The following is a 10,713-nucleotide window of genomic DNA, read 5'->3' on the forward strand; positions in this document are numbered from 1 at the left end:
AATCAGCTTGTCACGCCGTGCAACAATGGGATCCTTTACCGTGTTGCGCTGCACAGTCTTCAAATTCAGCTTCGCCAGTACGCTCATGTCAGTCTCCATAGCCTGCCGTTACGACATAAGCGTATGGTCAAATAATCAGTAAAACGACCGAAAAATATCCTATCAGTTTTGCGGCTTAGCTTGTCGATCGCGCATAAATACTTTGATGACAAAGCACACGAACACATGGAACTTACGGCAAGCACACATTGACTGGATAAACAGCTCAAGTGCTAACGTTTATGCAACACTAAAATTTAGGAACGGCTTCGATATAGGCGAGCAGCAAGCACAGCGCGTACTACAAATCTTTCTCAACAAGCTTGATCGCACCTACTACACAAAGCAACAGCTTCGACAAGGCAAGCGCGTCGAACGCTTTGTTTACTTGCATAAAGGACGAAGCCAGCAAAACACGCATTACCACGTTGCATTCACTGCTGTCGGTCTTGTTCCAACATTTTGCAGTATTGCGCATAGCATATGGTCACGCAGCTTTACAGAGACATGTGCAGCAACAACGCAAATTACAGCCATTAAATCACGCAAAGGCACCAGCATTTACTCACTACACGAATACGGCACATTAGGCGAACGCACATTTATTGACACACTGTCACACGCAGAACAGGCAGCAGACACAGGCATTGAAAAGAACATACGACTAGTAAGGCGACTGCTTAAGGCAACAGAAGATACAGAATAGGCACAGCGCAAAAACACACGACAGGGCGATGCTACGGTGTGGCGCAAACAGTAAACGTTTACGAGATAAGCAGCGTACTGCGCAGGCGCTGCATATCTTACTTATGTCCAAACAACAAAGACAGACACACACAGGCAAACATAGGCACACAGTGAAACACAATGAACAACGCACACAGGGAGTAAATACAACAGGGAGACGACGATGACACTACTTGAACAGACATACAGGCAACTACACAGCGCAGGGCTAGTGCGCAGCACAGCAGGCTTTAGCAGGCAGTACTTGGGTAGAAACAGAAACTGGTATGCATGGCAGAAGCATGCAGGGCGAGACATGTGCGCAGCAGCGGCAATACAATGCTTGCGCACAATACGTGACCAGCTACAGGCAGCAACGCTGGACAGCACGCAGAAGGCAGCACTTGAAGCTGCTTCTGCTGTACTGCTTGGGCACTTGCGACAACGACACGCTGTGGCTGATGTATGCTAGGGCTGTACTATTGACACAAAGGGCATTTAGGGGATGATACGCGCAGGCTTTTGGAGACAGGCACATGGACGACATGGACGACAGCTTGCGCAAGGAACAAGAACTGGAAGCGCAGATGCAGGCGCTTAAAAACGAGCTTGCTGCTGTACGCGCAGCAAACAGGGATGCAGCGGTTGCGGACGTTAAGGCGAAGATTAAACGCTACGCGATTACACGTACCGAGCTTGCAAGTTCCTTCCCTGTGCTGCGCAAGCCGCGTTCAAGTGCTGAACCTACGCTCAACGCAGATGGCAGTGTCCGCAAAAAGCGTGGACGCAAACCAAAGCAGCAGGGGTAAGTAGCGGCAAAGCAGAACGTTATAGAATACATAATCTCTAACGTTTCAGCTTTTTCTCTGTAATTTCAAGTCACAGCTTCGTCTGCAATTTTCGGTCGCGCAAACAAATGTGTGGATTTACTACTAGACGTAGGAAAATTGCACATTTGGGGCAACGACAATGGCAAAGCAGGCGAAGCTGTTGACAGATGCAGAACGCAAGCGACTTGCTGCTGTAATCGACAGCAAGCGCCACAGCACTAGAAATCACACAATGGTCGCACTTAGCTTTTACGCTGGCCTGCGTGCTTGTGAAATGGCAGAACTGCTAGTGGGCGACGTGTACGATGAAACTGGCGCTGTGCTAGACACGATTTACTTGCGCGCTGCACAGACGAAGGGCGACGAAGGCAACACGGTACTGGTGAACAAGCGGCTTAGGCAAGCACTGCAACGCTACGCTGCTGCATATCCTCAGCACGTAGCACAGCGTCAGCGCAAGCTGCTATACTCGGCCAAGCGCAACGGCTTTAGTGCGCAGACGATTGTGAACTTGTTTCGCAGCTTGTACAGCGCAGCAGCTATTACAGGTGCAAGTTCGCACAGCGGTAGACGGCAGTACATTACGACGCTTGCGGACAAAGGCATCAACGCCCGTGTCGTGCAAGCACTTGCTCGTCACAAGCACCTTAACACCACACAGCGTTACATTGACGTAAACGAGAACAAGCTACGCGCTGCTGTGGAGATGATTAACTACTAACAATTTAGCATAGCCTGTCTGCTTTTCTGTCAAGCCAACATGTCGCGCACTTCGATCTGCACGATCTATCGTCATATGTGCAAAAAGCTAAGGTCTGTGCTTGACTGGTGGGACGGGACTGCGTGCATTTAGAGCGCGTTCCTTGCTGCGCAAACGTGCTGCATTTGCCACAAAGCCAGTAGCCGCTCGTTTGCCCTGCGCTGTCTTCCCTGTTGTCTTTTTCTTCGCAGCCTGCCCAGCCACAACTTCCCACACCTGCACGATCACCACCTCAATTCTGTAAGTACTTCTGCACTTTCAACTGCGCAGCATGTGCAGCACGTTGCAGACCCCATTTCAGCAGCAGTATTTATGCACGCTTTTCTTCCGCCTATTCGTCGTCACGCAGCGCAAGAAAACGTTGCAGCCTTTCGCTCGTCCTTCTTCTTTCTTCTTCTTTGTATTTCGCGTCTTTTGCGTCTTCTGCAAGCTCAGCCAGCGCCTGCTCCACAGCCCATATCTTCACGTCGCGCTTGCTGCGTAGCTGCCCCAATATTCCCCCGCCCCTGTTGTTCAAGCTCCTGCTCGTCACAACGCGTGGCAATAGCTCAATGTCAGCGCCTGCTTCGCTGTCTGCTGTCCAGCTTGTATCCCTGTCAAACCAAATCCGCAGCCCACCGTCACCCTGTATAATCTCCTGCAAGTACTCCATCGCCCGTTCGCACAGCGTGTCCGTCTTGTCGTAAAACTTCTTTGCCAGGTCATGCCTGCCACCTGCGCTGTAGCCCTCTGCCCTGCTGTGCGCAAAGTGTGCCTCTGCCACACGCCGTTCGTACTCCCGCACGCTATCGGGCTTGTTCTGTACGTCGCTGCGCAGCTCCTGCTGCGTTCTCTGCTCGTCTTCGTATTCAGCCCAAGCACGCGCAGTCAGCCAAGTCTGCAAATCCCTGTTCTGCACATGCTGCCCAGCCTGCAAGCGTTCCAACAGTCTTCTAAGCTTCGCCTGCCTCCTTGCTGCATCTGGCATCATCGCACTACGGCAGCAGTACCCGTGCACTGTGCGCTAGCTGCCCAACCAGTGCTGCATCGTCCAACACCAGCGTCTCAAGCACAGCGTCATCGTCAACAGCCACGTCCAGCACAGCGCCGTTCTCCGTGTACACTGTCAGCTTCAAAACAGCCCCGCCTACGTCCCAAGCATACGTCAAGCTCAGTGCTCGCTTGCCCTTCTGCTCCACTGCATCAGGCGTTTCCCAAAAATCATCGTCCTCTACGTCGTCTTCGTTCAGTAGCAACATTGGATTGAAAGCAGCGTACGACACTAGCTTTAGATTTGGCGCGTTGTTCGGCAAGTGCTGCAAGCCTTCATCTGCACGCCCTGAGAGGTGGTTCGGTCGATCTGAACAGGTTCTGGGCGTTTTCTAAGTGGTTTTCCGCCTCGGTTACGCCGCCACCGCTTCGGGCATCGGCTGGTTGAAGTAGGCCTGATCGGGGGTTTTCCCGTCAAGCGATGAATGCGGGCGGCGGCCATTGTAGAAGGTCAGATACCGGCCGATCCCGGCCCGGGCTTCGGACACGCTGGCATAGGCGCGCAGGTAGACCTCTTCATATTTGATGGTCCGCCACAAGCGCTCGACGAAGACATTGTCCCGCCACGCCCCCTTGCCATCCATGCTGATCTTGACCTCGCGGGCGGCCAGCACCTTGATGAAGTCGGTCGACGTGAATTGGCTGCCCTGATCCGTGTTGAAGATTTCGGGCGTGCCGTGACGTGCCAACGCCTCCTCCACAGCTTCTATGCAAAAATCAGCCTCCAGCGTGATCGATACCCGCCATGCCAGGACGCGCCGGGTGAACCAGTCCAGCACGGCGGCGAGGTAGATGAACCCCCGGGCCATGGGAATGTAGGTGATGTCCATCGCCCAGACCTGATTGGGCCGAGTGATGGGCAGCTTTCTCAGCAGATAGGGGTAGATCTTGTGCCCTGGTGCTGGTTTCGAGGTGTTTGGCCGTCGATAGAGGGCTTCGATACCCATGCGCTTCATCAGCGTGGCAACATGCAGCCGCCCGACCTTGAACCCTTCCTGAACCAGCAATCCCTGCAGCATCCGGCTGCCCGCGAACGGGAATTCCATGTGCAGCTTGTCGATCCGATGCATCAGCTTCAGATCTGCGTCAGACACCGGGCGGGGCTTGTAATACACGCTGCCCCGGCTGATCCCCAGCACGATGGCCTGGCGGCTGACGCTCAGCTTGGCGGTGGGATCGATCATTTTCTTGCGCTCGGCAACAGACCCGCCTTGCCGAGCGCGCCGGACAAAAAATCGTTCTCCAGCGTCAGCTCTCCGATCTTCGCATGTAGGGTCTTCACATCGATGGTCGGCTCCGGCTCGGCTTTCGGGGCTTCACCGAACACCCCGGTCGCCCCCTCAAGAAGCTGGTCTCGCCACTGCTTGATCTGGTTCTGATGAACGTCGAAATCCTGCGACAGCTCGATCATGGTCTTCTCGCCCTTGATCGCTGCTACCGCCACTTTCGCCTTGAATGCCGGGCTGTGGTTCCGGCGCGGTCGTCTTGCCATGGTCTTCTCCTCGCTCGCAGCATCATGCTGCCGTTACGCGGAAAATCCACTTATCCCGGCTGTTCAGATTTTCGCAGCCACCTCTCTGTATCAGCCAAAGCCTTTAGCTTTTGCCACAGTTCAACGCTCCACCAGTTTTTCCAACGCAGCCTAAACCTGTCATTCAGTGTGTCCAGCGCCTGCCTAAACTTGCCGCTGTTATTTTCGTATTCGTCCATTTTCTCCACCAAGCCACTGCTTTAGCTTCACATCAACCTGCGCATAATCTCATCAACCACATGCTGCATTCCTTCTCTTACAAGATGGTTGTCATCGTTATAAAGTGGAAATCCGTCAACAGTAAACGGCGAGCATGTCTGCGATCCGCACATAATTGACCAAACATCTATGTACCGATCGCCCACATCACTGACTTCAAAAGCCTTAAAAACATCGGCATTACGTCGCTCATACTCTTCACGCTGTTGCAGATAGTTTGTAAAATCATGCGAGCCAAGCATTGACAAACGCAAAGCAGCATAAGGTACATCAAATTTATATTCAGGCACTGGCCCAACAATTATTATTTCTTTTCCCGCCTCACGCAGGTCTGTTATTGTTCGCGCTAAAGCGAGATTAAATTGACGCGGATTTTCAGAAACAGATGCGTTCTTCATTTCGTCGAAAGTAAAATCGTATGCAATGGCTTCACTTCCGTGTCTATATCCAGTCGTATACATCCCCCACTCAGCAGCTAACACGACAATCTTTACGTCCTTATCACTGAGCAACTCCTCAAAGGCACGTTCAAATTCCTCTGCATTCTCTCCTCCACACCTTTCAATCACTGATGAGCGCCAGTATAGCAACGGAGCACACCATCCCTTTGAAACTAGCATGGCATTCAAATTCTGCTCCGCCATTTGTTCGTTCAACAAGTATGCATATCTACCCATGTGACTATCGCCGACGAACGCGATGCCTGAAAAATCACCGTTTGCATCACCCATCATGCAGCCACGCATCTGCTCGCAACCATAGCTTACGGGCTGACCACGAAGTAAAATCGCTTGCTGTTCGCCAGTAAGGCGCCACTCAAACCCCTTCCCAACATGTCCAACCAACCCAACAGCAACAAACACAGCGCCTATCGCCCCACTCGCAGCAAACACACTACGCCGTGTCACAAGCAAAGGATTTGCACGTTTCCTAAACGCCTGTTCAACCCAATACCATGTCGCCCAAGCCAGTAGCAAAGACGCCGCAGCAAGCGCAGCCATCAGCACATGACTTGGTTCGGTTAAGCTGCGCAGACGTGCAAACGCGAACAATGGTTGGTGCCACAAGTACGCGCTGTAAGAAATCAACCCTATGCCAACAAAGCCGCGCAAGCTCAGTAGCCGTGCTACCCACGTATCCTGCGCCGCAAAAAGTATCACCAGTGCTGTACCTACTACCGGCACAAGTGTGTAGACGCTTGGAAAAGGCGTGCTGTCATTGTACGCGAAGATCGCAAACACAATCAGCGCCAAGCCAAGTGCGCTCAGCACATTGCTGGATCTCTGCGCTCGACCAACTGTCATAAATGCGCAAATTGACCCAGCCAACAATTCCCAAGCACGCGTTGGCGCCAAGTAAAAGTTAGCACTCGGCTTGTTTCTCCAGCCCCACTCAGCAAGAAGCAAGCTCAGCACAGCTACTGCAACCACACTCCAAAACACACGCTGCCGTCCAAACCGCCACAGCACGAGTAGGAAAATGGGAAACAGCAAATAATATTGCTCTTCTACAGCCAAGCTCCACGTATGCAGCAATGGCTTCAGCTCAGCAGCAGCAGCAAAGTATCCATCTTCACGCCAAAACAGCACGTTCGACGCAAAAAACACTACCGCAACCAAGCTTTGCGCAAAGTCCTTAAGCTGCGACGGCAACATCCACATGTACGCGAACGGCAAACACGCAAACATGACAACAAACAACGCAGGCAAAATTCGTCGCGCTCTGCGTTCGTAAAAGCGCGCGATCGAAAAATTGCCTTGCTCAAGCTCTGCAATCAGTATGCTAGTGATTAGATAGCCGCTAATTACGAAAAATACATCAACACCAACATAGCCGCCACTAAACACGCTAAAGCCAGCATGAAAAAGGATAACTGGCAAAACAGCTACTGCACGTAGTCCGTCAATCTCTCGTCTGTACTGCATAACTCACCCAAGTCTCAATTCTACACTCCGCATAGCCCAAGCAGCCATTGCCTGCCAAGTCGTTCCTTGCCGCAGTCACTGCACTTGACCAGCTCAGAATATACTTTCGATACCTTTTTCGCACTTTATGGATAATTCAATGCCTAGCAGCACGCGTACAAACGCCCTGCAGCGCCCGCTCTGCCACAGCGCGCAAGCTGACAGCAGCACCTGGCCCAACGCGCTGTACGCTGCGCCACCCAACTGCACGTTTCGTCCACGCCTACGCAGCAACAAGCCCAACCATCGCTGTCGTTCGCCCTTTTCTGTCTTTCGCGTCTTTCGCCCGTGCAGCGCGTACAACCGCCCTTACAGCGTCCGCAGCCCACGTCCGCTATCCAGCCCAGCCAAAGCACCCATCCTGCACTGTAGCCACGCCGCAGCGCAGTGTACGCCGCCGCTAGCCCTTCAAGCCACGCAACGCCCTTTCCATCTCACGCTTGCCTGTGCTGTTCAGCCGCCGTTCCTTACCCGCACTCACCAGCGCATCCTCGTCGTGCATGATGCCTTTGCGCACGTAATGCGTCTCCAAGTACTGTCGCCCCGTGCCCATGTTCTTGCCGATAATGTCAAACGCACGTGCGTTCGTGCCCAGCTCAATCAACCTTTGCTCCGCGTAGTAGTGTCGCAAGCTGTACGCTGTCCGCTTTTCTCCGTCGCTGTCGTACAACACGCCTGCTTCATTAAACAGCGCCGTAATCGTTTTGAAAAATCCCGTGTTGCGCGTGCCGTCCTTGTTCACAAACAGCCAATCGTCCTTCTTGTCTGTCTCTGTGTGCTCGATCAGCGCGTCATACCAAAACAACAACTCGGGCTGTGACGTAACTGTTCGCTCGCCTGTCTTCGTTGCTTTTGGCACATCAATGCGCAGCACTGGCGTTTGCTCAACTTCAGTAAGTCCGTAACCAATGTTGCCATGTTTCAGTTGCAGCACTTCACCAGTGCGCATACCCGTGTATGCCAGCCAGTAAATGTAGATCTGTAGCAGCTTACGCTGATAAAAATGCCGTGCATTTACGCGCTTGTCATTGTCGCCCTTCCCTTCAACCCATCTATCCATGTACTCGCATAGCTGTTCAAATTCAGCAGCATCAAAGCTAGCGCGCCGCTTTGCAGCAATACCCTGCTTTGCGTATGGATTTTCAATAATTGGCATAGCCAGCACAAGCTTGTGTGCGTTACCCCAGCCAAAAATTTCACGCAGCGCACTCTGTTCCATGTCCAGCGTCTTCTTGCTCGGTCGCTGTGCATGATTAGCATGTTTTTGTCGTTCCGCCTCAGTCGCCAAGCTCCAATAAGCAATGCGCCACGTCCAGTAGCCCTCAACATAGCTCTGCGTCAGTTCACCCAGCTTCTTGTCGCCAAAATATGCCAGCCAGTAGCGCCTGCTCTGCTTCTCAAACCAGTCAACGCGCTGTGTCTGCCCAACACGTCCTTTTGCTGCAAAACGTGCATCCAGCTTCACGCGCTTCTGCTGCCACCACAGCGCGTACAAGTCCCGCCATGTCAGTTCGATTACCGGCCTATTGTCTTTAACAAGCAAGCGCAGTTCATCGTACTTGTTCAGCGCAACACGCTTCGCTTCCTCCAAGTCGCTCTCGTTCGTCGTGCTTTGCCAGTAAGTAACCTTGCTGCCGTGTACGTCGCGCATCCCGCGTACGTGTATGCGCATGTGATAAATGGGCCGTTTGCTGTTGGCAGTACGATGAAAAAGCAAAATTTGCCCGTCTTTCAACTCGACCTTGTTCAAGTATGCCTTGCTCACTTCGCCTACCCCTGCGCAGCCTTCGCCCTGTCACTTTTCCTTGTAAACAAAGTGTAAGTTCACAGTCTTTTTCTGTCTAGCGCAGATGCTGGTGTGAAACTTTTGTCGTAAGCGTGTAAAAGAAAAAGCGCAGTAAAAACTGCGCTTTTCCAAGTACTTAGAAAATTCGTAGCGTTTGAATTTTCAACGCTTGGCTATTCAGAACCATTAATTATTGTTTGAATACAGATACTTACAGAGTAAAATTGGGTTATGCTAACATTCTGCTATATAAAATTTCAACAAGTACATTCTGCGCAAGTCATCCAAAGCGTCCGCAAAAAACACCAATAACATTCGCTTCTTGCGTTAGAATATTGCATACAGAGCTTAGCTTACACGCTTTCTGAAAACCTTTAAATCTCTGTCAGTATGCTCTTCTTTCTCCTCAAACCCACAATTCAAGAACGTCTTTATGCTTGGCTTGTTCTCAATTTTTATTTCAGCAACTACGTCATTAATATCAACCCAAACAGTTAATATCGCTTTTATCCCAATATTTATCACATCACCACTTAACCTAAAGCCGCGAAAAACTGGATTGAAATTGATTGATATTTCTGCGCTCGCATTGGTTTTATCCAAGTCAAAACGCACCATAGCAACTTTTTCAGCAACACCTTCAATGTCAGTTTCAGCTATATATAAAATACGCTCTTCATTTAGAAGTGTAGCCGCAAACCACGCATCGTGCTGCTCACGCAAAACTACACTTTGATTGCGCGACATTTTTCTTGTTTCGGCATCATTACGCCATAGAAAAATGTCTTTACTGTCTAACTTGTCTGCACGCCGTAACTTTAAATCATTAACTATCATTTATTCCAAGCCTCACTATGCCAGTCTGCCCCTTGCGCAACTGCACTCTCGCTACCATACAAATCGCCACATTTCACGCCAAAAACGCACACACAGCGCCCTCGCAGCGTGTAGCATCCAACAGCAGCAAACTGCCCTCACCCCCACTGTACGCTTGCTACACACGCTGTGCGCAACCACTGCACCCTCATCATTGCATCGTTTTCCGATGTAAGCACTACTTGGACGCAATGGGCTTGATGCGTTGGATTGGCTGCGTGTTGGGCTGCTGCTGTTGCTGCTGTTTAGGCTGCTTTGGTGCAACTTGGGGGAATTTGGGTGCGTTTGGCGACTTGGGCATAGGCACAGAACGCACTGCACGACGCTGCTTTTGCTTTGGTGCTGCACTTTGTTCTATGTCTCGTGCTTCGTCAGCAATCGCACTTGCCATCAAACGCAACACTTCCAGCCGAACTGCTGCACGTTCCTCACTCGTTATCTGTCTAATCAAATTCAGCGCACGTTGCACATCAGCCAAAGCACTCATCACAGCAGCCATATAGGTGCAAAATCACCACCCCAGGACTGTAAGTACTTCCCTACCAAAAACTGCAGCGCAATTTTTCTACGCACAAAACCCATTTCAAGCAGCGCCCATTCGTTCTGCAACACGCCACTTTGCTTCTGCTTGTTCATTCAGTGCAACTGTACATTTTTCGTGTAGCGCAGCAAAACGCTCTGCCCAAGCCCTATGTCGTGCTTCACTGCTGCGCTCCAGTTTTGTACGATAATAATTCAATTTACTTGCACAGACTACCAACGCATCAGCGCTTGGCTGCAACTGCTGAAACCTTAACGTGCGCATATAACTTGCGTTCTTTCCAAGCCAACCAACACAAAACTCCTCTTCACCTTTCACAGCATTCGCAGCAATTAATTCTTGCTTAATTTCTTCCAAAACCATTTTCGTCATTATTTTTCACCTCGTGCATAAATACACGTGAGCAATTTAT

General features: G+C 51.2%; 12 protein-coding genes. 3 read left to right on the forward strand and 9 right to left on the reverse strand.

Annotated features, from left to right (window positions below; translation table 11 throughout):
* The first annotated feature begins 205 nt into the window (after positions 1 to 205).
* From C5F46_RS16495 to C5F46_RS14790, 3 genes are all read left to right on the forward strand, one after another.
* A complete protein-coding gene (locus tag C5F46_RS16495; RefSeq protein ID WP_133618625.1) occupies positions 206 to 745 on the forward strand; it encodes a hypothetical protein in 540 nt (179 codons plus the stop codon).
* 556 nt (positions 746 to 1,301) lie between these two features.
* Complete coding sequence (locus C5F46_RS14785) at positions 1,302 to 1,574, forward strand: H-NS histone family protein (protein WP_107326099.1); 273 nt, start codon at positions 1,302 to 1,304, stop codon at positions 1,572 to 1,574.
* A 160-nt stretch (positions 1,575 to 1,734) separates the two neighbouring features.
* Positions 1,735 to 2,316, forward strand: a complete 582-nt coding sequence (locus tag C5F46_RS14790) for a tyrosine-type recombinase/integrase (RefSeq protein ID WP_107326100.1) — start codon at positions 1,735 to 1,737, stop codon at positions 2,314 to 2,316.
* A gap of 370 nt (positions 2,317 to 2,686) precedes the next feature.
* Here C5F46_RS14790 and C5F46_RS14795 read toward each other — a convergent pair whose 3' ends face one another.
* From C5F46_RS14795 to C5F46_RS14825, 9 genes are all read right to left on the reverse strand, one after another.
* Positions 2,687 to 3,280, reverse strand: a complete 594-nt coding sequence (locus C5F46_RS14795) for a hypothetical protein (RefSeq protein ID WP_107326101.1) — start codon at positions 3,278 to 3,280, stop codon at positions 2,687 to 2,689.
* Between the two features lie 49 nt (positions 3,281 to 3,329).
* Positions 3,330 to 3,656 (reverse strand): hypothetical protein, encoded by a 327-nt coding sequence (locus C5F46_RS14800; protein WP_146160242.1) that lies wholly within the window; start codon positions 3,654 to 3,656, stop codon positions 3,330 to 3,332.
* Positions 3,657 to 3,737: 81 nt separating this feature from the next.
* A protein-coding gene (locus C5F46_RS14805; RefSeq protein WP_107326103.1) for an IS3 family transposase occupies positions 3,738 to 4,876 on the reverse strand; the annotation gives its coding sequence in 2 pieces (ribosomal slippage) (positions 3,738 to 4,610 and positions 4,613 to 4,876; 1,137 coding nt in all).
* Positions 4,877 to 4,926: 50 nt separating this feature from the next.
* Positions 4,927 to 5,094 (reverse strand): hypothetical protein, encoded by a 168-nt coding sequence (locus C5F46_RS16770; protein WP_181317767.1) that lies wholly within the window; start codon positions 5,092 to 5,094, stop codon positions 4,927 to 4,929.
* Between the two features lie 27 nt (positions 5,095 to 5,121).
* The gene (locus tag C5F46_RS14810) at positions 5,122 to 7,059 is read right to left on the reverse strand and encodes an acyltransferase family protein (protein ID WP_107326104.1); all 1,938 of its coding nucleotides are present in this window, start codon (positions 7,057 to 7,059) and stop codon (positions 5,122 to 5,124) included.
* A gap of 439 nt (positions 7,060 to 7,498) precedes the next feature.
* A complete protein-coding gene (locus C5F46_RS14815) occupies positions 7,499 to 8,863 on the reverse strand; it encodes a tyrosine-type recombinase/integrase (RefSeq protein WP_133618627.1) in 1,365 nt (454 codons plus the stop codon).
* A gap of 369 nt (positions 8,864 to 9,232) precedes the next feature.
* A complete protein-coding gene (locus C5F46_RS14820; RefSeq protein WP_107326106.1) occupies positions 9,233 to 9,721 on the reverse strand; it encodes a GNAT family N-acetyltransferase in 489 nt (162 codons plus the stop codon).
* A 217-nt stretch (positions 9,722 to 9,938) separates the two neighbouring features.
* Positions 9,939 to 10,247 (reverse strand): hypothetical protein, encoded by a 309-nt coding sequence (locus C5F46_RS16500; RefSeq protein WP_146160243.1) that lies wholly within the window; start codon positions 10,245 to 10,247, stop codon positions 9,939 to 9,941.
* Positions 10,248 to 10,343: 96 nt separating this feature from the next.
* Positions 10,344 to 10,673 (reverse strand): DUF6626 family protein, encoded by a 330-nt coding sequence (locus C5F46_RS14825; protein ID WP_107326107.1) that lies wholly within the window; start codon positions 10,671 to 10,673, stop codon positions 10,344 to 10,346.
* Positions 10,674 to 10,713: the final 40 nt, after the last annotated feature.

This window comes from Phaeovulum veldkampii DSM 11550 (genome assembly GCF_003034995.1).
In the GTDB taxonomy this organism is placed as follows: Bacteria; Pseudomonadota; Alphaproteobacteria; order Rhodobacterales; family Rhodobacteraceae; genus Phaeovulum; species Phaeovulum veldkampii.

Excerpts from the sequence above, each read along its gene's own strand:
- C5F46_RS16495 (WP_133618625.1), top strand. The coding sequence starts at position 206 with ATGACAAAGCACACGAACACATGGAACTTACGGCAAGCACACATTGAC.
- C5F46_RS14785 (WP_107326099.1), top strand. The coding sequence starts at position 1,302 with ATGGACGACATGGACGACAGCTTGCGCAAGGAACAAGAACTGGAAGCG.
- C5F46_RS14790 (WP_107326100.1), top strand. The coding sequence starts at position 1,735 with ATGGCAAAGCAGGCGAAGCTGTTGACAGATGCAGAACGCAAGCGACTT.
- C5F46_RS16770 (WP_181317767.1), bottom strand. The coding sequence starts at position 5,094 with ATGGACGAATACGAAAATAACAGCGGCAAGTTTAGGCAGGCGCTGGAC.
- C5F46_RS14810 (WP_107326104.1), bottom strand. The coding sequence starts at position 7,059 with ATGCAGTACAGACGAGAGATTGACGGACTACGTGCAGTAGCTGTTTTG.
- C5F46_RS14820 (WP_107326106.1), bottom strand. The coding sequence starts at position 9,721 with ATGATAGTTAATGATTTAAAGTTACGGCGTGCAGACAAGTTAGACAGT.
- C5F46_RS16500 (WP_146160243.1), bottom strand. The coding sequence starts at position 10,247 with ATGAGTGCTTTGGCTGATGTGCAACGTGCGCTGAATTTGATTAGACAG.
- C5F46_RS14825 (WP_107326107.1), bottom strand. The coding sequence starts at position 10,673 with ATGACGAAAATGGTTTTGGAAGAAATTAAGCAAGAATTAATTGCTGCG.